General features: G+C 62.9%; 27 protein-coding genes. 13 read left to right on the forward strand and 14 right to left on the reverse strand.

Annotation, left to right across the window (positions count from 1 at the left end; all coding sequences use genetic code 11):
* Position 1 precedes the first annotated feature (1 nt).
* Positions 2-1,204, forward strand: coding sequence for a D-mannonate dehydratase ManD (gene manD, locus OO12_RS08680; RefSeq protein ID WP_034158287.1), 1,203 nt, complete (start codon positions 2-4; stop codon positions 1,202-1,204).
* A gap of 295 nt (positions 1,205-1,499) precedes the next feature.
* Positions 1,500-3,875, forward strand: a complete 2,376-nt coding sequence (locus tag OO12_RS08685; RefSeq protein ID WP_034158288.1) for a TonB-dependent receptor — start codon at positions 1,500-1,502, stop codon at positions 3,873-3,875.
* Positions 3,876-4,013: 138 nt separating this feature from the next.
* Here the strand turns inward: OO12_RS08685 and OO12_RS08690 are convergent, their stop codons facing one another.
* From OO12_RS08690 to OO12_RS08700, 3 genes are all read right to left on the reverse strand, one after another.
* The gene (locus OO12_RS08690) at positions 4,014-4,709 is read right to left on the reverse strand and encodes a hypothetical protein (RefSeq protein WP_034158289.1); all 696 of its coding nucleotides are present in this window, start codon (positions 4,707-4,709) and stop codon (positions 4,014-4,016) included.
* 105 nt (positions 4,710-4,814) lie between these two features.
* Complete coding sequence (locus tag OO12_RS08695) at positions 4,815-5,117, reverse strand: hypothetical protein (RefSeq protein WP_034158290.1); 303 nt, start codon at positions 5,115-5,117, stop codon at positions 4,815-4,817.
* A 138-nt stretch (positions 5,118-5,255) separates the two neighbouring features.
* A complete protein-coding gene (locus OO12_RS08700; protein ID WP_034158291.1) occupies positions 5,256-5,966 on the reverse strand; it encodes a class I SAM-dependent methyltransferase in 711 nt (236 codons plus the stop codon).
* Between the two features lie 107 nt (positions 5,967-6,073).
* On the opposite strand from OO12_RS08700, the gene OO12_RS08705 reads away from it, so the two are divergent.
* Genes OO12_RS08705 through OO12_RS08715 form a run of 3 tightly spaced genes read left to right on the forward strand, consistent with a single transcriptional unit; the run spans position 6,074 to position 8,333 of the window.
* Positions 6,074-7,252: a bifunctional 2-C-methyl-D-erythritol 4-phosphate cytidylyltransferase/2-C-methyl-D-erythritol 2,4-cyclodiphosphate synthase gene (locus tag OO12_RS08705; protein WP_052215684.1), complete on the forward strand. Its 1,179-nt coding sequence runs from the start codon at positions 6,074-6,076 to the stop codon at positions 7,250-7,252.
* Complete coding sequence (locus OO12_RS08710; protein ID WP_034158292.1) at positions 7,252-7,785, forward strand: hypothetical protein; 534 nt, start codon at positions 7,252-7,254, stop codon at positions 7,783-7,785. Before OO12_RS08705 ends, OO12_RS08710 begins: the two co-directional genes overlap by 1 nt.
* 26 nt (positions 7,786-7,811) lie before the next feature.
* On the forward strand, positions 7,812-8,333 hold the full coding sequence (locus OO12_RS08715) for a CinA family protein (protein ID WP_034158510.1): 522 nt from the start codon (positions 7,812-7,814) through the stop codon (positions 8,331-8,333).
* Here the strand turns inward: OO12_RS08715 and OO12_RS08720 are convergent.
* On the reverse strand, positions 8,273-8,755 hold the full coding sequence (locus OO12_RS08720) for a type II toxin-antitoxin system RatA family toxin (protein WP_034158293.1): 483 nt from the start codon (positions 8,753-8,755) through the stop codon (positions 8,273-8,275). The genes OO12_RS08715 and OO12_RS08720 overlap by 61 nt on opposite strands.
* Entirely contained in the window at positions 8,755-9,675 is a 921-nt protein-coding gene (gene lipA, locus OO12_RS08725; protein WP_034158294.1) for a lipoyl synthase, read from the reverse strand. Before lipA ends, OO12_RS08720 begins: the two co-directional genes overlap by 1 nt.
* A gap of 66 nt (positions 9,676-9,741) precedes the next feature.
* Here lipA and OO12_RS08730 point away from each other — a divergent pair, with 66 nt between their 5' ends.
* The gene (locus OO12_RS08730) at positions 9,742-10,371 is read left to right on the forward strand and encodes a carbonic anhydrase (protein WP_034158295.1); all 630 of its coding nucleotides are present in this window, start codon (positions 9,742-9,744) and stop codon (positions 10,369-10,371) included.
* Here the strand turns inward: OO12_RS08730 and OO12_RS08735 are convergent, their stop codons facing one another.
* The 4 genes from OO12_RS08735 to aspS form a co-directional block, all read right to left on the reverse strand.
* Positions 10,372-10,779, reverse strand: a complete 408-nt coding sequence (locus OO12_RS08735) for a DUF1801 domain-containing protein (RefSeq protein WP_034158296.1) — start codon at positions 10,777-10,779, stop codon at positions 10,372-10,374.
* Positions 10,776-11,549, reverse strand: a complete 774-nt coding sequence (locus tag OO12_RS08740; protein WP_034158511.1) for a polyphosphate kinase 2 family protein — start codon at positions 11,547-11,549, stop codon at positions 10,776-10,778. Before OO12_RS08740 ends, OO12_RS08735 begins: the two co-directional genes overlap by 4 nt.
* A 16-nt stretch (positions 11,550-11,565) precedes the next feature.
* Entirely contained in the window at positions 11,566-12,957 is a 1,392-nt protein-coding gene (locus tag OO12_RS08745) for an APC family permease (protein WP_082006429.1), read from the reverse strand.
* A 137-nt stretch (positions 12,958-13,094) separates the two neighbouring features.
* Positions 13,095-14,894 carry an aspartate--tRNA ligase gene (gene aspS / locus OO12_RS08750; protein WP_034158297.1) on the reverse strand — a complete coding sequence of 600 codons (1,800 nt, stop codon included), beginning with the start codon at positions 14,892-14,894 and terminating at the stop codon, positions 13,095-13,097.
* A 173-nt stretch (positions 14,895-15,067) separates the two neighbouring features.
* On the opposite strand from aspS, the gene rnd reads away from it, so the two are divergent.
* The 3 genes from rnd to OO12_RS08765 are packed head-to-tail and all read left to right on the forward strand — an operon-like array spanning position 15,068 to position 16,864.
* Complete coding sequence (rnd, locus tag OO12_RS08755; protein ID WP_034158513.1) at positions 15,068-16,243, forward strand: ribonuclease D; 1,176 nt, start codon at positions 15,068-15,070, stop codon at positions 16,241-16,243.
* A complete protein-coding gene (locus OO12_RS08760; protein WP_052215685.1) occupies positions 16,240-16,524 on the forward strand; it encodes an I78 family peptidase inhibitor in 285 nt (94 codons plus the stop codon). The genes rnd and OO12_RS08760 overlap by 4 nt, the downstream gene beginning before the upstream one ends.
* Before the next feature lie 55 nt (positions 16,525-16,579).
* A complete protein-coding gene (locus OO12_RS08765; RefSeq protein WP_034158298.1) occupies positions 16,580-16,864 on the forward strand; it encodes an I78 family peptidase inhibitor in 285 nt (94 codons plus the stop codon).
* A gap of 70 nt (positions 16,865-16,934) precedes the next feature.
* Here OO12_RS08765 and OO12_RS08770 read toward each other — a convergent pair whose 3' ends face one another.
* The 5 genes from OO12_RS08770 to OO12_RS08790 form a co-directional block, all read right to left on the reverse strand.
* Positions 16,935-18,017, reverse strand: coding sequence for a serine hydrolase domain-containing protein (locus OO12_RS08770; RefSeq protein WP_034158299.1), 1,083 nt, complete (start codon positions 18,015-18,017; stop codon positions 16,935-16,937).
* Positions 18,018-18,081: 64 nt separating this feature from the next.
* Positions 18,082-19,587 (reverse strand): Ppx/GppA family phosphatase, encoded by a 1,506-nt coding sequence (locus tag OO12_RS08775; protein ID WP_052215686.1) that lies wholly within the window; start codon positions 19,585-19,587, stop codon positions 18,082-18,084.
* Positions 19,588-19,595: 8 nt separating this feature from the next.
* Positions 19,596-21,773, reverse strand: coding sequence for an RNA degradosome polyphosphate kinase (locus OO12_RS08780; protein WP_034158301.1), 2,178 nt, complete (start codon positions 21,771-21,773; stop codon positions 19,596-19,598).
* 44 nt (positions 21,774-21,817) lie between these two features.
* The gene (locus tag OO12_RS08785) at positions 21,818-22,453 is read right to left on the reverse strand and encodes an HdaA/DnaA family protein (protein WP_034158302.1); all 636 of its coding nucleotides are present in this window, start codon (positions 22,451-22,453) and stop codon (positions 21,818-21,820) included.
* The gene (locus tag OO12_RS08790) at positions 22,450-23,718 is read right to left on the reverse strand and encodes a hypothetical protein (RefSeq protein ID WP_034158303.1); all 1,269 of its coding nucleotides are present in this window, start codon (positions 23,716-23,718) and stop codon (positions 22,450-22,452) included. Before OO12_RS08790 ends, OO12_RS08785 begins: the two co-directional genes overlap by 4 nt.
* A 60-nt stretch (positions 23,719-23,778) precedes the next feature.
* Here OO12_RS08790 and purM point away from each other — a divergent pair, with 60 nt between their 5' ends.
* From purM to OO12_RS08810, 4 genes are read left to right on the forward strand one after another with little or no spacing between them, the layout of a single operon-like run.
* Positions 23,779-24,885, forward strand: a complete 1,107-nt coding sequence (purM, locus tag OO12_RS08795) for a phosphoribosylformylglycinamidine cyclo-ligase (protein WP_034158304.1) — start codon at positions 23,779-23,781, stop codon at positions 24,883-24,885.
* Positions 24,886-24,891: 6 nt separating this feature from the next.
* Positions 24,892-25,461: a phosphoribosylglycinamide formyltransferase gene (gene purN, locus OO12_RS08800; RefSeq protein ID WP_034158305.1), complete on the forward strand. Its 570-nt coding sequence runs from the start codon at positions 24,892-24,894 to the stop codon at positions 25,459-25,461.
* Entirely contained in the window at positions 25,458-25,835 is a 378-nt protein-coding gene (locus OO12_RS08805) for an MmcQ/YjbR family DNA-binding protein (protein WP_034158306.1), read from the forward strand. Before purN ends, OO12_RS08805 begins: the two co-directional genes overlap by 4 nt.
* Positions 25,832-26,533: a hypothetical protein gene (locus OO12_RS08810; RefSeq protein WP_152616329.1), complete on the forward strand. Its 702-nt coding sequence runs from the start codon at positions 25,832-25,834 to the stop codon at positions 26,531-26,533. Before OO12_RS08805 ends, OO12_RS08810 begins: the two co-directional genes overlap by 4 nt.
* Position 26,534 lies beyond the last annotated feature (1 nt).

Here is a 26,534-nt window from a genome sequence, read left to right on the forward strand (position 1 = left end):
TATGAAAATTACCAATGCGCAGGTGTTCGTCTGTTCGCCCGGCCGCAATTTCGTCACGCTGAAGATCGAAACCGACGCCGGCATCTACGGTATCGGCGACGCAACCGTGAACGGGCGTGAACTGTCGGTCGCCTCTTACCTCACCGATCATCTCGTACCCGCCCTGATCGGGCGCGACGCCAGTGCGATCGAGGATATTTGGCAATATTTCTACCGCGGCGCGTATTGGCGTCGCGGGCCGATCGGCATGGCCGCGATCGCCGCGATCGACGTGGCGCTGTGGGACATCAAGGCTAAGGCCGCCAATATGCCGCTATACCAGTTGCTCGGTGGCGCCAGTCGTGCGCGAATGCTCAGCTACAGCCATGCGGCCGGCGAGACGATCGAGGAAACCGCCGACAAGGTCATCGCCCTCACCGAACGCGGCTTCAAGGCAGTGCGCGTGCAAAGCGCGATTCCCGGAATGCCGGTGACCTACGGCGTCGACAAGGCCGGTGTCGCACCGCAAGCGCATGAGCGTCCGCGCGAGACATTATGGGACACATCACGCTATTTGCGCCATGTGCCCAAATTGCTCGGGCATGTCCGCGATATGGTCGGCGAGGACTTGCATCTGCTGCACGACGCGCACCACCGGTTGACCCCGCAGGAAGCCGCGCGGCTGGCGAAATCGGTCGAGCCCTTCGATCTGTTCTGGCTCGAGGATCTCGTGCCGGCGGAAAACCAGGAGGCGTTCCGCCTGATCCGTCAGCACAGCACCACGCCACTTGCCGTCGGCGAAGTGTTCAACTCGATCCACGACTGCCGCACACTGCTTGAAGAGGGGCTGATCGACTATATCCGGACCACACCGGTTCATGCCGGCGGCATCACGCATGTGCGGCGCATCGCCGATCTCGCCGGGCTGCACCATGTGCGCCTCGGCAGCCATGGCGCCGCCGACATGTCGCCGATCACGATGGGCGCGGCGCTGCATCTCGACCGCTGGGTGCCCAATTTCGGCATCCAGGAATATGCCTTCCATCCGCCCGAGGCGCAGGAGGTGTTCGCGCATGAGTGGCGGCTGGAGGACGGTTATCTGCTGAGCGGCGAAACGCCCGGCCACGGCGTTGATTTCGACGAAAAACTCGCCGCCCGCTACCCATATCAGCGTGCCTATCTCGATGTTGCGCGCCTGTCGGATGGAACGCTGTGGAATTGGTAGGCCCAAACGGTCTCAATCTGAAATTTCAGATTGACATGCTGCGGCCAGCGAATACACGGAACGATGAAAGCCGACCCTGTGGGAGTCGGTGCACAAGGGAGACAACTCCGACACTGCGACGATATCGGCATTAGGCTTCCAGCAACCTGCCCCGTGTCGAACGGACAGGCCCGCAAACCACGCATGTCGACACTGCTTTTTCGCCCAATCGAAGACCCCGCCGTGATCGTGCGCAGACGATCGCGGCGACTGAAACCGTGCGCCCAGAACAGAAAATCCAGGAGAGGAATACGACATGCTTAACGGACATTTGATCGCACGGGCCGGACTCGCCGCGGTGTTGCTTGGCACAACATGCCTGTCGAGCGTCGTTGCGGCGCAAACACTGGCCCCGCCGCCCGCAGATAGCGCCGCCGCGCCGCTCGCAACACAGGACACGCCAGACGCAACGCCAGTGGTGGCGAACGACGAAGGCCCCGACATCATCGTCACCGGCACGCGCCGGTCGGAACGCCTGCAAGACGTTGCGGTCGCGATCACCGCGGTCAGCGGTGAAGCGCTGGCCAAGACGGGTTATACGTCGGCTTCCGACCTGCAATATGTCGTGCCCTCTCTCACCTTCAACAATTCGCAGGGCGCAGGCTTTTCGATCCGTGGGTTCGGCAGCCAGAGCTTCGATTATAATCTGGAAAAATCGGTGTCGGTCGTGCTCGACGATGTCGTCCAGGGCCTGCCCCGCTCGATCGGCTTCAACACCTTTGCCGATGTCGAGCGCGTGGAGGTGCTCGAAGGCCCGCAGGGCACCCTGTTCGGCAAGAACGCATCAGCCGGCGTCGTATTCGTGGTGACGCGCAAACCAGAGATCGGTGTGGCCAGCGTTCAGGGTTCGGTGCGCTACGGCACCGACAACGAGACGCAGATCGAGAACACCGTCAATTTGCCGATCAGCGATACGCTCGCCGCGCGCATCTCAGGCACCTATCAGAAGCGCGACGGCTATCTGTTCAATGCCTTCACGCAAAGCAAGGAAGGTGGCTATCGCGATGTGGCGCTCCGCGCCAAATTATTGTGGCAGCCGACGGCCGACATCCAGGCGATCACGACAGCGGAATATTTCGATCATCGCGACGACGGTTACAATATCATTGAGAATGTCCGCAGCCTGACTCCTTATGCGACGCCCCCTTCGTCGACCTCGCAGACCAATCTCGATTACGCGACGATCTTCGCGCAATACGGCTTCGCGGCCGGGACGAAAAACCAGACCTATCTCGCGAACAATCCCTGGTATGGCTATGTCAAACAGAAGGGCATTTCAGAAAACATCACCGCGTCGCTCGGAGACTACACGCTGACTTCGATCACGGCCTACAAACATCAGAGCAGCGGTAACTTCAACGATCCCGATTACACCGCGACGGACTTCTACACGCTCAACCGCAACCGGCTGAAGGCAAACCAGTTTTCGCAGGAGTTGCGGCTGAATTCGCCGACCGGCAGAACGTTCGACTATATCGTCGGCCTGTTCTATTATCGGCAGAATGCGAGCGCCTTCGAAGCGCAGGCCGGCAAGCGAAACCGCACCGATCTCCCTCCCCTGACTTATGTCAATCCGGTCGGATCGGGTTCGGCCTATGGCTCGCAGCAGCGCAGCTATGCAGCGTTCGGCGAAGGCAATTTGCACCTGACGAGGAAGTTGTCGCTGATCGGTGGCCTGCGTATCACACACGACAAGGTTAGCGGCGATTACGCGCCGACCACCGATTTCCCCTACACCTATATCGGCACCATCCCACCGGCGATCGCCGGTTCCGCCAAGGCGACCGACCTGACTGGCAAGGCCACGATCCAGTACAAGCCATCGCCCGATATCATGGCCTATGCCACTTATGCGCGCGGCTACAAGTCACCGGCGATCGGCACGAGCCGCGGTGTTCTGCGTCCCGTAAAACAGGAGAATGTCGATTCGTTCGAAGTGGGTATCAAGTCGCAATTCTTCGACCGCCGCCTGACGCTGAATCTTACCGGCTACGTCACCAACTTCTCCAACTTCCAGGCCAACACCTTCATCCTCCAGCCGAACGGCGATTATCTTGGACTGCTGGGCAATGCGCCGAAGGTCGAGGCGCGCGGGTTCGAGATCAGCACATCGCTGCGCGCCACGCCGGATCTGACGCTCAGCGGTAACTTCACCTACAACCATTCGAAATATCAGGGCTTCCTGGTTGGCTGCTACGCCAATCAGCCGGTCAATGCGGCACCGGGGCCGGGCTGCTATCGACAGGGCGCGTCGCTGGTCAATGATGCGAGCGATACCGACGTGATCCTGGCGCCGCGTGTCGTCTACAATCTGGGCGCCAACTACGAACCGCGACTGACCGAAACGCTCAAGCTGTTCAGCAGCGTCAACTGGTCGCACCGCGCCAGCACGCTGAGCGTGGCAGGCGATCCGGGGACGCGCATCCCAGCGTACGGCCTGCTCAACGGCACGATCGGCGTGGGCGCGATCGATGGTCGCCTGCGCCTCAGCGTTTACGGGCGCAACCTGCTCGACACACTGTTCATCGCCCGACTGCGTCCACTGCCGTTCGGGCCGACCGGCAGTTATTTACAGACCGTCGCGGGCGAAGGACGTCGCACCATCGGCGTGCGTCTGGATTATGCGTTCTGATCGGACGATCAATCTGGATGGGAAGCCTCTGCCGCGCACCGGCGGGGGCTTCCTTGGCCGGCGCCCCGGGCAAAGGTGAGTCAAAACCTACAGGCGGTTGCTGACTTTCGGTAATTGCTGGCTACCGCCACCCCGTGATCAGCGCGCGCCGTTCATGGCAGCCTGAACCCGCAAGCGGGGAAAGACTTCCTCAAGCGACTTGGTGTCGGGCAATATGTAGACATATCCGCCTCTTTTCTGGAAAAGCGGGCGCAGGCTCTTGTTGTAGAAGGCCAGGGGCACATTGATGCACCCAAAGGTTATGCGGTTGTCGTCGGTCGTCGGAGACAGCATACGCTGGCGGCGCCGTTCCTTCTTGCTAACCTCTGTCGGGATCGGGTGGAGCGCCACGGACGTGGCATAATCGACCCAGAGCACTTTCTGCTTGCCGGCTGCCAACCCATATTTCGCCAGGAAGCGTCCCGCAGGCGTCGTCTTCTCCGCCGGGCCGATCTCGGCAAGGTTTTTGCTGCCGATGCCGGGGCTGGCGTCATCCCCGACGGCAACCCCGATCAGCACCGGCACCTTGGCCAGCGCTTTCCCTTTTGCATCGAAGAGCATGAGGGAAGGAGCGTTCTTGTCGATGATGACATAAGGCAGGGAATTATTGTCCCCGGACGCAGCCACCCAATCGGCGACGCGCATCGCCGCCACCGATTGGGTCGCTTCATCTTCCACTTCCGTCATCGCCGGATGCGGTCGCGTCGATCTTGACGGGTGAGCAGCTTCCTTCGCCCGTGCAGGCACGGAAAGAGTCAGCGAAAGCCCGGCAAGCGCCAGAAAGACATTGATCATCGCTTGAGGCGCTCGACATGAAACGGCAAAAATGAACGGCCGTCGCCCCGAGGGTAGACCGACGCGGAAAATCACAGCTTTATTAGCATACGCTGCCTTGCGGCATCAATGGCGCGGCTTTTTACGCTGATTTTCCTGCATGCGCTGCTCGACGCCATCCACCCGGGAATTGAGCTGATCGAGACGCTGACCATTATTCTGCGCCTGACCGGATGCGGCCTGTGCCTCGGCCAATGCCGCCTTGGCCGTGCCGTCGGTCTGCCCAAGCCTGGCCTCGAGCCCATCGACGCGTTGGCTCACGGGAGCGATCTGATCCCTCACATATCCCTTGGTGGCACAGCCACCCAAGCCCAACGCTCCAGCCAGGATGACAATGGCAGGGGCAAATTTGGTTACAGATGGCGACATCGCATTCTTCCAATGGTTAACGAAACCGTCGCAACCCAGGCACCGCAGTCAAAGTTCCACCAATTCGGTTCTATTCTGTCCGACTGTGCATCTCCTCGGATGAGATGAGTGGATCAAGCAGGTGCGCCGACGCGAGGATCAGCGCACCTTTTGCCATTCCATCAGCAGGAAATAGGGCGCACGGCGATACCGCGCCGTGCGCCCCGCATCGGCCCCGACCGGCGCGGGTTCGGCAAAATGCCGCAAGTCGAAGCCGGCATCGAGCAGCAGTGTCATGTAGGTGCCGAGCGGCCTGTGCCAGTTCTGTACGCGAATGCCATTCCACGCCTCCCAACTGACGCGCTGGTCGAGATAATGATCGACGCGAGGTAGTGGCGACCGGCCGAGCAGCCTGAGCCAGCGATCGGGCGTGCCCGCCGTGTGGAAACTCTGCAGATTGGCGATAAGCAACGCGCCGCCCGGACGCAGGACACGGTGGGTCTCCGCAATCGCGGCGGGCAAGTCGGGTATATCGATCAGCGACAGATAGCTGACGGCCAGATCAATCGTGGCATCAGGCAGGTCGAGCGCTTCCGCGCGTCCGACCCGGTAATCGCCGTCTGGATCAAGCTGTCTTGCGCGAGCGATCAACGCCACGGTCGGGTCGACACCGATCGGCACGATGCCCAGATCGCGCATCATGCGGCAGAACCTGCCTTCACCGCAGCCGATGTCAATCGCGGTGCCAAAGCCGCGCCCGGCGATCCGCGCGATCATCGGCGCGTCTAGCACGAAGCGGCGTCCCCAATCGCCCTGCAAGCCGACCGCATCGATCCAATCTTGCGCCGATTCCTTCCATCCATCGGACATGCCGTCGCGCTCCCCATCTATCGGCACGCCCCATAACCGATCGAATCGACCGAAGCCGAGCGGAATAGCGGGTGGCGAGGCGGTCGGGCATGGGCTAGGCGAACGACATGACGGCCCCCAGTCCTACGCACCACCCCGCCCGCCCCCGCACAGCTGCGCTGATCGTTGCTGCCGGTCAGGGATTGCGCAGCGGCGGCAGTATCCCGAAGCAATTCGCACGCGTCGCGGGCAAGCCGATGATCGCGCATAGCCATGCGACCTTGCTCGCGCATCACGCGATCGACCGTGTGATCGTCGCGATCGGCGAAGGACAGGATGCCGCGCTCGACGACGCGATCGGGCCGGTCGAGCGCGTGGCCGGCGGCGCAACCCGACGGCTGTCGGTGCTGGCGGGTCTGGAGTCGCTGGCGCGTGATGGTGTCACCCGCGTTCTGATTCATGACGCCGCCCGCCCCTTCCTGCCCGTGGCGGTGATCGATCGCTTGCTGGCCGCGCTCGACGAAGATGTTGGTGCGGTACCCGCTCTGCCTGTTGCCGATACACTCGCACGCGGCATGGAAGTGCTGGGCGCCGGAGTCTCACGGGACGGATTATTCCGTATCCAGACGCCGCAGGCATTCCGTTTCGACGCCATCCTCGCCGCCCATCGGGGTTGGTCGGGCGATGAGCCGACCGACGATGCCCAGATGCTGCGCCAGGCGGGGGGAACAATAGCTTTGATCGAAGGCGATGCGATGCTCGAGAAAGTCACTTACCCAGCCGACTTCGCGGCGGCCGAAGCGCGCCACGCCGCAACGATGCGCGTGCGCAGCGCGACCGGTTATGACGTGCACCGGCTGGCCGAGGGCGAAGAATTGTGGCTTGGCGGGGTGCTGATCCCGCACGACAAGGGGTTGTCCGGGCACAGCGATGCCGATGTCGCGCTGCATGCCATCACCGACGCACTGCTCGGCACGATCGCCGCGGGCGATATCGGCACGCATTTTCCGCCAAGCGACCCGCAATGGCGTGGCGCGGATTCGGCGCAATTTCTGGAGCATGCCGCTTCGTTGATCCGAGCACAGGGCGGCATCATCGATTTCATCGACCTGACGATCATTTGCGAAGCGCCGAAGATCGGTCCGCATCGCGCGGCGATGCGCGACCGGGTCGCGACGCTGTTGCGGCTCGCTCCGGGTCAGATTAGCATCAAGGCGACAACGACCGAGCGGCTCGGTTTCACCGGGCGGGGCGAAGGAATTGCCGCGCAGGCGATTGCGACGATTCGGATCATGGGGGACGCATAATGACGAAGCGGATCGGACTGACGGCAGCCATTGCCCTATGCGCAGGCATGAGCGCGACCGGCGTTCAGGCGGCGGAAACTGCGGCCAAGCCCTGCGTGACGCCGCAAGAAGCGTCCGGATTGATCCTGTTCATCGCGCCGGAGGCCTTCAAGGCCGTTGGCGACGTTTGCGCGACCACGCTGCCGGCCGGTGCATTGCTGCGCCAGACATCGGGAGCGTTCATTGAAAAGTACCGCGCCGAAACCGATGCGGCTTGGCCGATGGCGAAGGCCGCTTTGGTCAAGATTTCCGGCGACGACATCAAGCCGGCGCTGGAGAGCGATGCCTTCAAGCCGATGATGGCGACAATGATGGCGCCGATCATCGCCAAGGACATCAAGCCCAAGGATTGCGCTCAAATCGACCGGATCGCCACACTTCTCGCGCCGCTGCCGCCACGCAATGCCGCTGAACTGGTGGTGACTCTGATCCAGCTGGCGGGCGACAAGAAGGAGAGCAGCAAGCTGCCCGTCTGCCCAGCGGACAAGGGTTGATCATGGAGCCGAACAAGGGGCTGAGCATGGACACCATCCTGCCGGCCGAACTGGTTGAGGCCGCGCGACGCGTCGTCGATGCCAACAAGGCGATCGGCCGGCGGGTCACGGTCGCGGAAAGCTGCACCGGCGGACTGGTCGCGGCGGCGATTACCGAAATTCCGGGGTCGTCGGACGTGCTCGAAGCGGGCTTCGTGACCTATTCCAATGACGCCAAGCTCGAATTGCTCAACGTCAGCCCCGACATTCTCGAAACCTTTGGCGCAGTGTCGATCGCCGTTGCGTGGAACATGGCGCAGTCGGCGCTGGAAATGAGCGGCGCCGATGTCGCGGTAGCCATTACCGGTGTTGCCGGCCCCGGCGGCGGCAGCGAGAAGAAGCCGGTCGGTACTGTCGTGTTCGCTCGTGCGGAAAAAGGCGCCGATCCCGGCCATGTCGTGGCGGACCGCAAGGATTTCGGCGATCTGGGCCGTGGTGGCGTACGGCTTCAGGCGGCGCTGTGTGCGCTCGAACTGTTGCTGCCGTCGGTGAGCGCCGATCCGGCATAAAGCACCGCGGCGCGCTCCTCGAACGCGCCGATCATCTTGCGCAGTGCGGATCCGAACACTTGCCCGGCCAGCATCTCGAACATCTTGTTCTTGAACGCGAAATCGACGCTGAAATCGACCAGACATCCAGCAGCGCCATCGCTGCGGAAAGTCCATTCGTTGCGCAGATATTTGAGCGGCCCGTCGAGATAATCGACATGGATATGGTCGGGCCGCTGCTTCTTCACTTTCGACGTGAAGGTCTCGCGCAGTCCCTTGAAGCCGACGATCATGTCGGCGACCATCTCGGTCGAGCTGTTCGATCGCACGCGGATTGCCGTCACCCAGGGCAGGAATTCGGCATAGCGTCCGACATCGGCAACCAGGTCGAACATTTGTTCGCTGCTATAGGGTAAGCGGCGGGTTTCAGAGTGGCGGGGCATCAGGGGCGCGCGAGCTTCGCCTCCCGCGCTGCGCGCAGGGCGGCGAAATCGTCGCCCGCATGGTAGCTCGAGCGCGTCAGCGGCGATGCCGCCACCAGGAGGAAGCCCTTGGCGCGCGCGATCGCGGCATAGGCGTCGAATGCCTTGGGTGTGACGAAATCGATCACCTTGGCATGACGCGGGGTGGGCTGAAGATACTGGCCCATGGTCAGAAAATCGATATCGGCGGAGCGCATATCGTCCATCACCTGATGGACCTCAAGCCGCTCTTCGCCCAGCCCGACCATCACACCGGATTTGGTGAAGATCGATGGATCGTGGCGCTTGACGCTCTCCAGCAGGCGCAGCGAAGCATAATAGCGCGCACCGGGGCGGATCGTCGGATAGAGGCGCGGCACGGTTTCGAGGTTGTGATTATAGACGTCAGGGCGCGCCTCGACGATCGATTCCACAGCAGCTTGTGCCTTGTTCCTGAAATCGGGTGTGAGGATTTCGATGGTCGTTTTCGGCGTCGTGCGGCGCAGGGCCTGGATCACCTTGACGAATTGCGACGCGCCGCCATCGGGCAAATCGTCGCGATCGACCGACGTGATGACGATATGTTCGAGGCCGAGTTCGGCTGCCGCATCGGCGGTGTGCTGCGGTTCAAGCGCATCGACCGCGCGCGGCATGCCGGTCTTCACGTTGCAGAACGCACAGGCACGGGTGCAGGTATCGCCGAGGATCATCACCGTCGCGTGCTTCTTGGTCCAGCACTCGCCGATATTCGGGCACGCCGCCTCTTCACAGACGGTGTTGAGATTGAGCCGGCGCATCATCGCCTTGGTCTCGGCAAAACCGACGCTGGTCGGAGCCTTGACGCGGATCCAGTCAGGCTTGCGTTGACGTTCGGGACGGGCGATCGGAGTCATCTCGGTCATGGGGTCGCAGATAGCGATGCTTTGCCCCGCTTGCCACCCCCCGTTCCCGGTGCAAGAGAAGCGCGCATGACCGGCTTTTCGAATCTCATCCAGGGCTATCACCGCTTTCGCGATTCATCCTGGGCCCAGCAACGCAGCCGATGGGCGGTATTAAGCGACGGGCAGACGCCCAGCGTGATGGTGATTGCCTGCTCGGACAGCCGGGTCGACCCGGCGCAGATTTTCGATACCTCGCCGGGGGAAATCTTCGTCGTGCGCAATATCGCCAATCTGGTGCCGCCATTCGAGCTCGACGGCGGCCGGCATGGCGTATCCGCCGCGTTGGAGTTCGCGGTGACTCAGCTTCAGGTGTCGGAGATCGTGGTGATGGGCCATGGCTCCTGCGGCGGCGTCCATGCCGCGATCCAACAGACATTTGCCGGCAAGCCGCCGGGCGAAGGCGGCTTTATCGACCATTGGATCGACCTGCTCGATGAAGCGCGCGACGACATCGTCGCGCGGTTGGGGACCGGCCCGAACGCGGTGCGCGCGTTGGAAATGGAAACGGTGCGGGTCAGCTTAGCCAATCTGCGCACCTTTCCGTGCATTCCCGAGCGCGAGGCGGCTGGCACACTAACGTTGCACGGTGCCTATTTCGCCATCGCCGACGGCCTGTTGCATGTGATGGATGAAACGGGCCGCTTCGATATTGCCTGATCAGTGGTTATCCCCGTTGCGCCGGTGATAGGTCAAGGCAAGCCGGACACAGGCGGATAACTCGGCCTCCGGCAATGGGTCGCCGAGCTTGAGCAGGATGGCGCGATTGCCCTCGTAGTTCAGCTCGTCGAACATCGACCGGAAACTGTCGATCAGGCTCGTCCGGCAATTGAAATACAATGCATAATGGTCGGGCGCGGCCGGTTTCCACGCGATGCGGATCGTGCTCCCGCTTCCCGACATATCGGTCAGATAGGCAGGCTCGCCCCATTTCAGGGTCTCGGTCAGGGCGCCGACCCCTTCCGTGCCAGCGGCTGTGGCCAGGATCAGGTCGCGAACCGCCATCAGCGCCGCGCGGGCATTGGCCGGATAGCCGGCAAACACCCGCGCGACGGGATCGGGTATCATCCCTTGAGCGCCTTGCGCGCCAGTTTTTCCACCTTGGGATCGAGCGGCGGCGGCGTCATGTCGATATGCGCCTCCAGTCGGTCGGCAATCGCGTTCAGTGCGGCGATGCGTGCCGCCTTCTTGTTGTTGCCGTCGATCGCGCACCATGGCGCCCAGCGCGTGTCGGTGCGGCGGAACATCTCCGCCATCGCGTCGAGATAGGCACCGCGCTTGTCGCGGTTGCGATAATCGTCAGCCCCGGTCTTCCAGCGTTTCCAGGGATGGTCGAGCCGCGCCTTGAGCCGTTCATCCTGTTCCGCCTGGGTGGTGTGGACGAACAATTTGACGATCGTGGTGCCCGAATCCACCTGCTGAGCTTCGAACTCGTTGATCTCGTCATAACCGCGGCGCCATTGCGCTTCGGTCGCGAAGCCCTCGACTCGCTCGACCAGCACACGCCCGTACCAGCTGCGATCGAACACCCCGATATTGCCGTTCGCCGGCAGCCTTTGCCAGAAGCGCCACAGGAAATGGCGGGCGAGTTCTTCGGGAGTCGGCGCGGCGATCGGCCAGACCTCGAAATTGCGCGGGTCCCATTCGGCGGTGAGGCGTTGGATGATACCACCCTTCCCCGCCGCGTCCCAGCCCTCGAACAGGACGAGTGCACGCTTCTTGTGGACGATATGCGCGACCTGGATATGCGAGAGGCGCTCCTGGACCGCGATCAATGCCTCCGCATAGTCGCCGTCGAACTTCTTGCCCGATTCATAGTCGGATAGGTTGATGCTCATATGCCGCATCATAAGCTCAGCTTTGTGGGATTTGCACTTCCCAATTGCCGCGCCGGCGCAGCACGAACCAATAATAGCCGGCGGAGACCGCGATCTGCACTCCGGTCATGATCAGCGCGGCGCGGCCACCTTCCTCGACATCGATCCAGCTTGCCCAGGCGACACCGGCGAGCGCGACCAACGTGAGCACCGGCGCGACGGGATAAAACGGCATGCGATAATGCGCATGCGCAGTCCGCCCGGTTCGGCGCCCGACGATCGCCGCCACGCAAATGCCAGCGTAAATGACAAGCAAGCCGCTGCCGCTGAGGATTAGCAACAACTGGATCGGCAGGAAGCAGCATGCGACTCCGATCGCGCCGATCAGCAAGGTACCGATCCAGGGCGAGCCGAAGCGCGGATGGATGACGGTGAGCCAGCGATCGAGCGGACGCCCCCAGCTATTGTCACGCGCCGTACCGTAGAAGAAGCGCGCGCAGGCCAGCACCCAGGCGATCACAGCATTGATGATCGCGATGACCACGCCGACGGCGACCCAGTCGGCAAGCCTCCCCCCGCCTCGCGCCGCGACGAGCAGCCCGAACGGATCGCCCGCGCTGAGGAAAGCGGCGAGGTCACTCGCGCCCATCAACCCGCCAAGCACCGGCAGAACCTCTAGCAGGAGCGTCAGGACAAGCGCGGCGAGGATCGCACGGGCAATGCCCCGCGATGCATCGTGCATTTCCTCGCCAAAATAGACTGCTGAGCCATAGCCGTTGAGCGCGAAGATCGCGATCGACGTGGCAAGGCCGATTTGAGTGAGCGTCGCCGGCACCAACCCAGCAGGAGACGACATGACCGGCGCAGTCAGGAATTCAAGCGCGGAGCGCGCGGCGCCGTGAAAACCGACAACCGCGACCACGATCAGCGCGAGCACTTCGAACATCAGAAAGATACCGGTCATCCAGGCGTTCAGCCGGATGCGCAGTATCGCAACGAGCGTCGCGCCCACCACGACGGCGATGGCTACCGGTATTTGCGGAAGGCCGGGCAGGACGGTGGACAGCACCGCGCTGATACCGAGCGCAGCAACGGGAACAAAGAAGATATTGTTGAAGACGTTGACGCCAAGCATCACGAAACCGGCGAGCGGCCCCAAAGTATGCGCGACCGCGACATACTCCCCGCCTGCGACCGGCCAGGCCGAGGAGAGTTCGGCATAGATGAAGGCCGTCGCGACGCAGACGATCCCAGCCAGGATCAGCGCCCAGATCGCGCCGGTGCCCGCCACTTGGAGCATGCCGGGAATGATCACGAACACCGACGATGCGGGTGTCGTGACCGAAAGCGTCAGGAACAGCACGCCGAACACGCCCAGGCTGCGCACCAGCCGGGATGGCTGTTCGGGCCTCAGCTGTTCATTGAGCATTATCTGTCCGCCCCCGCGTCACGGTGCTGCGCACATGCGACACGCACGATGCCAGAACAAGCCCCCGGTGATCGGAGGCGCGCTTCCCCTCCGCGTCATTCCCGCCAAGGTGGGAATGACGCGGTATTCTGGCTGAATTACGCCGACTTGACTGCCTGAGCGTCGACAGTGCGGATATTGAGTTCCTTCAGCTGCTTCGACGTCACGAACGCCGGCGCCCCCATCATCAAATCTTCCGCCTTTTGCGTCATCGGGAAGACGATCACTTCGCGAATATTGGGCTCATCGGCAAGCAGCATGACAATCCGGTCGACGCCCGGCGCTGAACCGCCATGCGGCGGGGCGCCGCACTTGAAGGCGTTGATCATGCCCGCGAAGTTCGTATCGACATCGGCCTGGGTATAGCCGGCGATCTCGAACGCCTTGTACATGATCTCGGGCTTGTGGTTCCGTACCGCGCCTGACGACAATTCGATGCCGTTGCACACGATGTCATATTGATAAGCGAGGATGTCGAGCGGGTTCATCGTTTCCAGCGCTGCCATCTCGCCCTGCGGCATCGAGAAGGGATTGTGGCTGAAGTCGACCTTCTTCGCGTCCTCGTCATATTCGAACATCGGGAAATCGACGATCCAGCAGAATTCGAAGCGGTTCTGATCGATCAGGCCAAGCTGGTCGGCAACGCGAGTGCGCGCCAGCCCGGCAAGCTTCGCGGCCTGCGCTTCCTTGCCCGCGGCGAAGAAGATGCCGTCGTTCGGGCCGAGGCCAAGCGCGTCGGCGATCGCCTTCATGCCGTCCTGGCCGTGATTATTGGCGATCGGACCGCCGAACACGCCATCCTTCTGCGTCGCATAGCCAAGCCCGGGAAAGCCTTCGCCCTGCGCCCAGCTGTTCATGTCGTCGAAGAATTTGCGGCTCTTCTCATGCGTGTTGGGAGCCGGCAGCGCGCGCACCACATCGCCGCCCTCGACCATCGAAGCGAAGCGACCGAAACCGGAACCCTTGAAGAGCTCCGACACGTCGGTGATCAGGACCGGGTTGCGCAGATCGGGCTTGTCATTGCCGTACTTCAGCATCGATTCGCGGTACGGAATGCGCTTGAACGGCAATGGCGAGACGGTGCGACCCTTGCCCTGCCAGTCGGCGAATTCCTCGAACACGCCGTGCAGCACCGGCTCGATCGCCGCGAACACATCGTCTTGCGTGACATAGCTCATCTCGAAATCGAGCTGGTAGAATTCACCTGGGCTGCGATCGGCACGGGCATCTTCGTCACGGAAGCAGGGCGCGATCTGGAAGTATTTGTCGAAGCCCGCGACCATGAGCAACTGCTTGAACATCTGCGGCGCCTGCGGCAGCGCGTAGAATTTGCCCGGATGTACACGGCTCGGCACAAGATAATCGCGTGCACCCTCGGGCGACGACGCGGTCAGGATCGGGGTCTGGAATTCAGTGAAACCCTGCCCAATCATACGGCTGCGGAGCGACGAAATGACGTTGGAGCGCAGCAGGATATTGGCATGGAGCCGCTCACGCCGCAAATCGAGGAAGCGGTAGCGCAAGCGAATATCCTCGGGATATTCATTCTCGCCGAACACCGGCATGGGCAGTTCCTGCGCCGCCGATTGCACCACCACATCGCGCGCACGAATCTCGATCTCGCCCGAAGGCAGATTCGCATTCACCGTTTCAGGCGAGCGGGCCACCACATCGCCGGTAATCGTCACGACGGATTCGGCGCGCAATTTGTCGAGCGCGGCGTGAGTCGGGCTGTCGCTGTCGGTGACGATCTGCGTGATGCCATAATGATCACGTAAATCGACGAACAGCAGATTGCCGTGGTCGCGCTTGCGATGGATCCAGCCGCTGAGCTTGACCGACGTCCCGACATCGGCGGCGCGGAGCTGTGCGCAGGTATGCGTGCGATAGGCGTGCATTTGGATTCTCACTCTGGCTCGTCACCCTGGCACGGGCTGGGATCTCGCGCCGCAAGCGCGCGCGCCGTAACGGGAGACCCCAGCCTGTGCCGGGATGACGTAAATATGTGGGGCCGCGCTTCTCTTTCCATGCCGCCTTTGTCAACCCGCTCACCTGTCGCTATGGGTCCAAGATGCACATCCATGACCTGATCACCGACAGCGCCACCCTCGCCAATCTCTGCGCCCGATTGTCGCAAGCCGACTTCGTCTGCGTCGACACCGAGTTCATGCGCGAGAACACGTTCTGGCCGGAACTCTGCCTGATCCAGATCGCCGACGAGAATGAAGCAGCGGCGATCGATCCGATGGCGGCGGGACTCAACATGAAGCCCTTACTCGATCTGCTGGTCGACAATGAGGATGTGTTGAAGGTCTTCCATGCCGGCGGGCAGGATCTTGAAATCGTTTATAATTTGACCGGTAAGACGCCGCATCCGTTGTTCGACACGCAAGTGGCGGCGATGGCGCTCGGTCAGGGCGAGCAGATCGGCTATTCCAATCTGGTCGATTCTTATCTTGGCATCGTCGTCGATAAGGGCGCGCGTTTCACCGATTGGTCGCGCCGCCCGCTCGATGCGCGGCAAATCGAATATGCGATCGGCGACGTCACGCATCTGGCAAAAATCTTCCCCAAGATGCTCAATCGGCTGCGCAAGACCGGGCGCGGCGAATGGCTCGATCAGGAAATGGAGCGAATCGGCGATCCGGCCAATTACGCCAATGACCCCGAAGAAGCCTGGAAGCGTATCCGCATCGCCGGTCGCAAGCCCGACGTACTGGGACGGCTGAAGGCGCTTGCGCGCTGGCGCGAGCTCGAGGCGCAAGGCAAGGATTTGCCGCGAGGCCGTATCGTCAAGGACGAGACGATCGCCGATATCGCCGGCCATCCACCGCGCAAGCAAAGCGACTTGGCGAAAGTGCGCGGGCTGTCCGCGACCTGGGCGGGCAATGATATCGGCGGACGGCTGATGGCGGCGCTGGACGCAGCGGTACCAATGAGCGCTGACGAAATGCCGGCGCGCGATGATCGCAAGCCGGGCCTGGGCAAGGACGGCGCGCTGGTCGCCGATTTGCTCAAGCTCCTGCTCAAGATCCGCGCCAAGGAAATCGACGTCGCCTCGCGCCTGCTCGCGCGCAGCGAGGACCTCGAGGCGCTGGCGGCGGGGCAGCGCGAGGGGCTGTCGATCCTGCAGGGCTGGCGCTTCGAACAGTTCGGCCGTGACGCGCTTGACCTGGTCGAGGGGCGACTGGCCTTTGCCGTGGTCAACGGCAAGCTGAAGATGACTCGGACGGAGGACGCAGCATGAAGATCGCCATCGGATTGATCGGAGCCCTGGCGCTGGGCGGATGCATGGACGGCCATCCGACGCCGCTTCCCGGCCCACGGGCGTGCAATGCTGATCGCGTCCAGAACCTGGTCGGCCAGCGTGCTACCCCGGCTCTGGTCGGCAAAGCCAAGCGCCGCTCGGGCGCGTCGGTTGCGCGACGGATCACGCCTGAGATGCGGGTAACGATGGAATTCCGCGCAGATCGTGTGAATGTCTGGGTCGGCATCAACGGCACTGCGGAACGGATCAGCTGCGGTTAAGCGACGAGATCTGACAGCGAGCCCCCCTGAGAACGACACGGACGGAGGATATGCCATGAAACGGATCGCTGGAATCGCATTGCTGATGCTCTCGGCCTGCGCGATGGATGATCCGCCGCAGCGACCCGGCCCACCCCGCACCTGCAATGCAGATCGGGTACAGCAATTCGTCGGCAGCCCGGGATCGGCCAAGGTCGTCGCCAGCGCCAAACGCCGCGCTGGAGCGCGCGCGGTACGCCGGATCACGCCGGGCATGATGGTGACGATGGATTTCCGGATGGATCGCCTGAACGTCTATGTCGACGCGCAAGGACGGGTCGAACGCCTTACTTGCGGCTAGGATGGGTTGATCCACTTCCGCTCGGGCAGCTATCGCCCTCAGTCGCTTCGACCGCCATTTCTTGATGGTATCAGGACGTAGGCGGCGCAGCACCAAACAAGCTGTCGGCAAAGAGGTCGAGCGTGCGCTGCGACATGCCGGTGTTGTTGAGGATGACAACGGTCGAGTGATCGTCGAAGCGGTGGCCAAGTACTGAGCGATAGCCTTCGGTGTTGCCCGTTTCCCATCCGGCAAGTCGGGTTTGCGCACCAATCTGTAGCGATCGGATGCGGCCGCCCAGCGCATACCGGTCATCGGGCGCCCGGATCGTCTTCAATTCGCGAAGCGAGTCGCCCGACAGAAAGCCGGTATCGAACACGAGATGCGCCGCGCGCAGCAGGTCGGCGGCGGTGCTGTAATATCCACCCCCAGCGGCCATGATGTCCAGACGCCGCGCCGGCATGCGAACCAGCGGTGCCCCCCGATAAGATGCGGCAGTGGTCGGCAAGTCTCGGCTCGAACGCGCTGCATCGGTGTGTTTCAGGCCCAACGGATCGAGCGTAATGGTGCGCACGACCTGCTGAAACGGTTGCCCGGTTACCGCCTCGACCATCGCCGTGATGATGAACCAGTTGGTCATGGCGTAATCGAACTTGCTGCCCGGCTCGAAAGCGAGGTCGGCCGAAGCATAGAGCCTGACGCCCTCAGCGGCCGAAACCTCGCGCTCCAGCACGCCCGGATCGAGCTTGGCTGCTGGGAGGAACATGCTGGGAATGCCGCTCATGTTCGACAAAAGATGCTGGAGCGTGACCTTGGCGCCAGTGTCCGGCCGGTAATCGCGAAGGATAGTCGCGATCGGTGTATCAAGCGCGAGTTTACCGCGCTCGGCCAGCTTGAGCGCCGTCACTGTCGTCAGCCATTTGGAGATCGAAGCGATTGCGTAGCGCGTATCGATCGTTGCCGGCCGCCCCGCTTCGCTGTCGGCCATACCGAACGCACGCGCGTAACTTGCTTTGCCCGCTCCGCCCGTCATGACGATGCCCTGAAACCCATGGGCCTTCACAAAAGCGTCGACCACCGGGTTATCCTGTCCCAGCGACTCCTTCGCGAAGCCTGTTGCGGGGGTCAGCCCAAGAAGTGCACCAGTCACAAGCAATTGCCGACGGTCGATCATGCATCCCTCCCCGCGTCCCAATGCGAATATCTGGCGCGAATTGGATGAACCGCGGCTGATCGAATCAGGACGACGAAACGGAAAATGCCTCACGCCCAAAGGCGGCGGCCAGCGCCTTATGACGCCGTTCGACGGCTTCACCGTACAGGGAAGCGTCACCCGGCTCCAGATGCAATGCGAGCGTGGAGGGCCCGGCGAACAAGCGTGACCGCTGCAACGGACCGGCCAGCCCGCCACTCAGCCGCTGACCCAGCCGCATCGCGAGCCCCCAGGCGGTGGCGCGCTTCAGATCGGCTAGGGGCGCCAGATCGCCGATCGGTGCCGGCGTTTCAGTGCCGCCGCCAAGGCTGGTGAACAATGCCTGCGCCATCAAGGCGCGCCCGGGTGCGTCGATCGCGACCCAGTTGCCGTGCAGCGCGATTTCGACGCCGCGTTCGGCCCGGAACTCCGGATTGGCGCGCCAGCCAACATCGGCCAACTGGCAGGCAGCATGACGCAAGCGTGCCATGCCCGGGGAATCGTCAGCGAACAGTGGTGCGATCCAGCGATCGAGCAGGTCGCCATGTTCAGCGAAGCGCCCATGCCGACGCCCCTCGTCACGTGTGGCGACGATCAGCGGATCCTGCGCCCGAACGACTGGAGCAAGAGTGCTGTAGAGCAGCCCTTCGCGCAAACCGAAGGCGGAGACGATCGTCGTTTCGCTGCCGAGATATTTGAACAATGCCGACAGCAAGGCCGCGCCATCGCCCAGCGTCGCCGCGCGCCCCGACGAAAGCCCGGGAATGGCACGCAGCCGCCCCTTGGTGACATGACTGATCGTGCGACTCATTCGCGCGACCGCGGCCGGCGCCATGGAATATTGGTGAATAATCGGCAGCGGATAATTGTTCAGATGCATGTCGAGCCGCGCCAGGGCACGCCAGGTGCCTCCGACGAGGTAAAGCGGCAGCCGCTCCCCCCGCCGTGCCCAACCGGCACTTTTCAACGCCTTGGCAATCTGGCGTTCCAGCGCGCCCTGCCCGCCCTTGATACGGATCGGGCCGACGCGCAGCACGCCGAAGGGAAAAGAAACGCGGTCGCGCACTTCGCCGCCCGACACGCGCACCAGTTCAAGGCTGCCACCGCCCAGATCGCCGACAATGCCATTGGCATCGGGGATCGCTGACAACACGCCCTGGCCCGCCGCCATCGCCTCCTGTTCACCCGACAGAAGTTCGACATCGAGCCCGAGCGATCGCGCAGTTTCAAGCAGGAGGTGACCATTGGAGGCTTCGCGGACCGCAGCGGTCGCAACCGTGCGCAGACGGGTGACTTCCATTTCGCGCGCGACCGCGGCGAAGCGAGCCAGCGCCTGACTTGCCTTGAGCAGTCCCTCGGGCGCGATCGCGCCAGTTTCCGACAGGCCCCGACCCAGTCCAGCCATGACCTTTTCGTTGAACAATATGGCGGGCAACCGCTCCGGCCCCTGATAAATGACCAGACGGATCGAGTTGGAGCCGATATCGATGATCCCGGTACGTGGCTCCACCGATGGGTCGGCCCTAGGCTTACGAAACGACAAGGTCGGCATCGGTCGGGTCAACGTCGGCGCCGCAATGAAAGTTTCGGCACCGATTCGCCGAGCCCAAGCGCCGCACCGCGTCCCGACAGCGACGGGTTGGTCATAAAATAGCGGTGCAGATTGAACGGGCGGTCCCCCGGATCGTCGCGAACGTAGCTGCCGTCCGCATGCAATTCCCAGCTTTGTTCATTGTCGATCAGATTGGCGACCATCACCTGGTCGAGGATTTGGTCATGAACCGTCGCATTCTCGATCGGCAGCATATACTCGACGCGCCGGTCGAAATTGCGCGGCATCCAGTCGGCCGAGGAAATGAACAGTTTCGCGCCGTCATTGGGCAGCGCCTTGCCGTTCCCGAACGCCCAGATACGGCTATGTTCCAGGAAACGCCCGATCACCGATTTGACCCGGATATGCTCCGACATGCCTGGTACGCCGGGACGCAGGCAGCAGATGCCGCGAATGATCAGTTCGATCTCTACCCCGGCATTGCTGGCTTCGTACAGCTTCTCGATGATCGCGGGGTCGACCAGCGAGTTCATCTTCGCCCAGATCGCCGCCGCCTTGCCCGCGTTGGCGTTGGCGATTTCGGCATCGATCATCGCGACGAGATTGGGCCGTAAATCACGCGGTGAAAGGCTGATCAGTGCCATGTTCTGCGGCTCGACATAGCCGGTGACGTAATTGAACATCTGCGCCGCATCGCGCCCGAGACGCGGGTCGGCGGTGAAGAAGCTGAGATCAGTATAGATCTTCGCTGTGACCGGATGATAATTGCCCGTGCCGAAGTGGCAATACGTACGGAACTGGCCCGCTTCGCGTCTCACCACCATCGATACTTTGGCGTGCGTCTTCCATTCCATGAAGCCATAAACGACCTGAACGCCCGCGCGCTCCAGGGCGGAGGCCCAGACCAGATTTTGCTCTTCGTCGAAGCGTGCCTTGAGCTCGACCACGGCCGTGACCGACTTGCCCGATTCGGCCGCCGCAATCAGTGCATTGATCACGGCGGGCTGCTTGCCCGCGCGGTACAATGTCTGCTTGATCGCCACCACGTCGGGGTCGGCCGCCGCCTGTTTCAGGAAAGCGAGCACCACCTCGAACGTCTCGTATGGATGGTGGACCACGATATCCTTGGACCGGATCGCCGCGAAGCAATCCCCACCGAACTCGCGGATCCGCTCAGGGAAACGCGGACTATAGGGGGTGAATTTCAGATCGGGCCGATCCTCGTCAACGATCGCATCGAGGTCGTTGATGCCGAGGAACGTGCCCCCCTCGGTCACGAAGGAATCGCTACCGCCCAATTCATCGCGCAGTGCCGATGACAATCGCTCGGGCATACCCGATTCCAGCTCGAGCCTTATGACTCGCCCGCGCCGGCGCCGCTTGATCGCATTGGCAAAGTAACGGACGAGATCCTCGGCTTCTTCCTCGATCTCGATATCGCTGTCGCGCAGCACGCGAAATTCGGCCGCGCCATGGACTTCATACCCCGGAAAGATCAACGCCGAGAAGCGCTTCACCAGTGATTCGATCGCGACATAGCGCGCACGGTCACCCGGCAACCGTACAAAACGCGCCATGGTCGCCGGGAGCATCACCAGTTCGCGGATCGGCTCATCATCGGACTCGCGGACCAGATCGAACATCACCGCCAGCCCCTTGTTGGGCATGAACGGGAAAGGGTGTGCCGGATCGAGCGCCTGCGGTGTCAGGATCGGGAAGATCTGTTCGCGGAAATGCGTTTCGAGCCATGCGATATCGGCGGCATCGACGGCGCCGTCGATCGTCTTCGACCCCAGTACTTCGACGCCGGTGTCGGCAAGCTGATGGCGTAAGTCGCGCCACACTTCGCGCTGGCTCTGCACCAGCGCATCCGCTTCCCCCACCACGGCCGCTAGTTGCTGCCCGGCGGTCATGCCGTCTGCGGAGCGGCGATCGACGTCCTGCGCCAACTGTCCCTTCAATCCGGCAACGCGGACCATGAAGAATTCGTCGAGGTTCGATCCCGAAATCGACAAGAAGCGCAGTCGCTCGAGCAGCGGATGTGCGGGATTGCAGGCTTCCTCCAGCACGCGCCGGTTGAAGGCCAGCCAGGAAAGCTCGCGATTGAAGTACCGCTCGCTATCGCCACCACCGGCAAAGGGATCGTCGTCGTCATCGAGGCGCGCGATATGGGCGGGGCGGGTCATGGGGGTTCTCGGCTGAATCGTTTGCGTCAGGGTTGTTCGGGTCGTCAGAGATCTTTGGGCGGCGATTCGGGCGCGTGATCGGTGATAAGCCCGATTTCCGACAAAGTCGCGCGTGCGAGCGGAATCGACAGGCGTTTTCGACGCTCCATCACTTCCTGGTCGAGCGCATCGACCGCACGGAGCAAGGCGATATGGCTCCGCTCGACTCGCGCCAGCAGCCACTGGATCAAGTCCGGCCGGGCATCGAGACCGCGGCGCAGGAACATGCGTTCGAACAGGGCCTGCATCAGCACATCATCCGGCGCGCCGATCCTCGCGATCGGGCTTGCTGCAAGGCGCGAGCGAAGGTCGGCAAGCTTGACCGTCCATTCGGGCGGTGCTGCATCCGCGACGATCACCAGCGGATGACGCGACTCCTGTGCTCGGTTCCAGGCGTGGAAAAGTGCCGTTTCGCTTTGGCGTTCGGCATCGTCAATGATCGTCCCGCCGCTCTTCGCGGCAAAGATTCGCGCCAGCAGACTCCGGCCCGATTTGCGCGGACCGGTGAGGATCACTGACATGACCGGCCAGGACGCCCAGCGCTCCAGCTGTTGGACCGCACGGGAATTGGATTCGCTGACCAGGAACTCATCGTCGCGCGGGTCGGCTGGCCATTCGAACGGCAGCGCGATCTGGCTCATCCGCTGGTCGCGTTGTCCGCCGGCGCCGGCGTGCCGCCCTGCGACGGTTGCCCTCCGCGCCGGATGCGCAACGTCGTGCCACTGCCCTGTACCTGCCAGCCACGCGACTCCAGTGCAGCGGAGAGCGCTGCGGGATCACCGTCATAACCGACCCGCATCACTGACACCCCACCCAGTGCGAGGCTGCTGGTCAGCGCCGTGCGGACGCCGGGAATATTGCGCATCGCGGCCTCGGTCGCCGCCACGGCGCCCGCCCCCGGCGTATCGAACTGGATCGACAGCGTCGACCGCACGTCGCCAGTCGCGACCGGACCGGGTGTACCCGTGGCCGTTCCCAAATCCTCCGGCAGATCCTCGATCACCACCGGCGCGGCGGGCGGCGGGACATAGGCGAGGCTGGAATCGGTTTCGAGCATGCCGGACTGCAGCGCCGACTGATAAGTTTCGTCGATGCGCTTCACCCCGGCATCGAGCAGTGCGTCGAGACCATCGCTGCTACCGACGCGCAGCGAGAATTTGGCGATCAGACGATTGTCCGGGCCGTGGCGTGCCTCGAACACGCCGACTACCGGGCCACCCGGCCATTGGCGATAGAGCCTCACCACCGGCACAAGGATGTCGGAGGCGCCATATTGGTCGAGGATCGTGCGCCACCAGCCGCGTCCGGGCCGGCCGACCTGGCCGGCATTAAGCAGCATCGCGTCCGGGCCAGTACCCGCCGGGCGAATATAGTCCACGGCGCTGTTACCGGTGCGATAGCGGCCCCAGGCCTCCTGCCAGTCGGTTTTCTGTTCGAACACCTGGCCGGTACCGCCGGACCATTGCAGCGGAATGACCAGCATTGGTGGCGATCGCGTCGCTTGCCCGGCGACCCCGAGCAATCCGCCGGCGCGAGCGCGACTGAACAACACGCCGAGTCGCGCGACATAGCGATTCGGGCCGATCTGCTCGTCCTCGATGACAATTCCCGACACCATTGCATCAAGCGTGCTGTCCGACACCCCGGCACCGCTGCTGCCGAGACGCTTGGCAAGCATTTCCCAGCCCTTGCGCTGAGCGATGCGCCAGCCGGCGAAGCGCGCTGCATCGGCGGTCTTGCCGGTCACGTCGACCTGGACACCGCTGACTTCAAAACTGCCCGATCCATCGGCCGACGTCATCGGTTGTTCGGGGCTGTCGGCCTGCGCCACCACCATCCCGCCGGTCGCGACAAGCGCCAGTGCGAGAGCCATATAGGGTGGGCGAAGAAAGCGACGGACAAACATTGCGGTCCTTTTGGCGAAGCAAGCGTGGAAATCCAAGCGAGATATGGCTAGGCGGCGGTTATGAGTGAAACCGAACCGGGTACTGCGCCCTATACTTACGCCCAGGCGGGCGTTTCGATCGCTGCCGGCAACGCGCTGGTGCGCGCGATCGGCCCGCTTGCCAAAGCCACGCGCCGCGCCGGGGCCGACGCGGATCTTGGCGGATTCGGCGGATTTTTCGACCTGAAGGCCGCCGGCTTCGTCGATCCGCTGCTGGTCGCGGCCAATGATGGCGTCGGCACCAAGCTGAAACTTGCGATCGAGCATGATCGCCATGACGGGGTCGGCATCGATCTGGTCGCGATGTGCGTCAATGATTTGATCGTCCAGGGCGCAGAGCCGCTATTCTTCCTCGACTATTATGCCACCGCCAAGCTGGACCCGGCGGTGGCCGAGCGCGTTGTCGGCTCGATCGCCAATGGTTGTCTCCAGGCCGGTTGTGCGCTGATCGGCGGCGAAACCGCGGAAATGCCCGGCATGTATGCGCCGGGTGACTATGATCTGGCCGGCTTTTGCGTCGGCGCGGTCGAGCGCGACCGGGTGCTGACAGGGCGCGAGATCGCTGCGGGCGATGTAATTCTCGGCCTCGCCTCATCGGGCGTGCATTCCAACGGCTTCTCGCTCGTGCGCCGGCTTGCGTCCGACAAGGGCTGGAAGCTCGACCGCCCAGCCCTGTTCGATCAGGAAACGTTGCTGATCGATGCGCTGATGGCGCCGACGCGGATTTATGTGAAGAGCTTGCTGCCCGTGCTGGCCGAGGGGCGGATCAAGGGGCTGGCGCATATCACCGGCGGCGGGCTGCTGGAAAATGTACCGCGCGTCCTGCCCAAGGGTGCTCACGCGCGAATCGATGCCGATGCCTGGCCGCAGCCGCGGCTGATGGCATTCCTGCAAGCGCAGGGCGCGATCGAGCCCGAGGAAATGTCGCGCACCTTCAATTGCGGGATCGGCATGGCGGTGGTCGTTGCGGCCGAAGAAGCCGCCGCCGTCAGGGCCGCACTGGAATCGGCCGGCGAGACCGTCTTTGCAGTCGGCCATATCGAAGCGGGCGAACGTGGTTGCACGGTCAGCGGCTCGATCGAAACCTGGGGTGCACAGGCCGACTGGACGGCGACTCACCTTGGCTGATTTCCGATGACGAGGAAGAAAGTCGGGATCCTGATTTCCGGGCGCGGATCGAATATGATGGCGCTGGTCGAGGCATCACGGGCAACCGATAGCTCCTATGATGTCGCCCTCGTCGCGTCGGACAAGCCTGCCGCGCCCGGCCTGATCTGGGCGACCGAACATGACATTGCGACCTTCTCGCATTCGCCCAAGGGTATTCCGAAGGCGGAATATGAAGCTGTCATCGATGCCGCGCTGCGCGATGCCGGCGTCGAATGCATCGCGCTCGCGGGCTATATGCGGTTGCTGTCCGACGATTTCGTTGCGCGCTGGCGCGGGCGCATCATCAACATCCACCCTTCGCTGCTGCCCAAATACAAGGGCCTCGACACACATGCCCGGGCGATCGAAGCGGGCGATGCGGTGGCGGGATGCTCAGTGCATATCGTGACCGAGGAACTCGATGGCGGCGATGTGCTCGGCCAGGCGGAAGTGCCGATCCTTCCCGGCGACACTCCCGATACGCTCGCCGACCGCGTGCTCGCAGCGGAGCATCGCCTTTATCCGAAAGTTCTGGCACACTTCACCACGCGATGAGTCCGGATCCAGAAACCGCCCTGGCCAAGGTGCGCGACGCAGCGCTATCGCTCCCGTCGACCTTTGAGAAATTATCGCATGGCTCGCCCGGCTTCTTCATCGAGAAGGGCAAGGGCTTCGCCTATTTCTGGCATAATCACCATGGCGACGGCGAGACGGTGGCGATCGTCAAGACCAGCGGACGCGAGGAGCAGCAAATGCTGATCGAGGCCGATCCGGATTTTTATTACTCGCCGCCCTATCTGGGACCGTCGGGCTGGATTGCGATGCGGCTGGATGGATCCGAGCTCGATTGGGACCGCGTTACCGACCGGATTGCGATGAGTTGGGAAATGGTCGCGCCGCGGCGATTGCTGGAGGCCGGTGGCCGATGACCGATGAACTGCCCCCTGCACCGGAAACACCGGCACAACCCGGCCCGACTTCGCCCCTCGCCCCACCTTCCCCCCCGTCGGTGGAAGACGCCGCGCAACAGGCGGTCGATCGCGCCGAAGCGGCAGCGACCCGGCGACGTTGGGTCACGCTGGCTGAACTGGTCGGTGTCGCCGGACTGGTCATCGCCGCGCTGGGCTTGTGGATGACCTGGTCGGACCGGCGCGCTGACGATCAGGCGAAGCTAGTCGAAAAGGCGAGTGAAGCGAAAGTCCGTACGCTGGTGATCTTGAAAGGTGCCGCCGAACGCGGTGGCGACCGCCTGAAACTGTCGGATGCCGCGCATGACATCCAGAATATCGATGTCAGCTTTCCTTCAGCGCTGGGCATTGCCGCGCAGAACAGCGTGCTGGAACCAAGGGTCGAGGCGAGCTGGTTCTCGGGTGCCCTGCTCGATCTGACCGATGATGGCCCGGACAATCAGCAAGGGCGCATGCCGGTGCTGATCACCGCCAGCTATTGGGATGCCGATACCGAGCGCCGCGATACGGCGATCTATGATGTGATATGGAAGACCAACGGCCGCATGTTTCGCGGGCGCGCCCTCCATCTCGAAGGCCTGATGCTGCGCGAGCGGGCGGGTTCCAAGGCGCGGCTCGATGCGATCTGGGCGCGCGAAAAGCCCAAACCAACCAAATAAC

The sequence above is a fragment of the Sphingomonas sp. ERG5 genome, from assembly GCF_000803065.1.
Taxonomy (GTDB): Bacteria; Pseudomonadota; Alphaproteobacteria; order Sphingomonadales; family Sphingomonadaceae; genus Sphingomonas.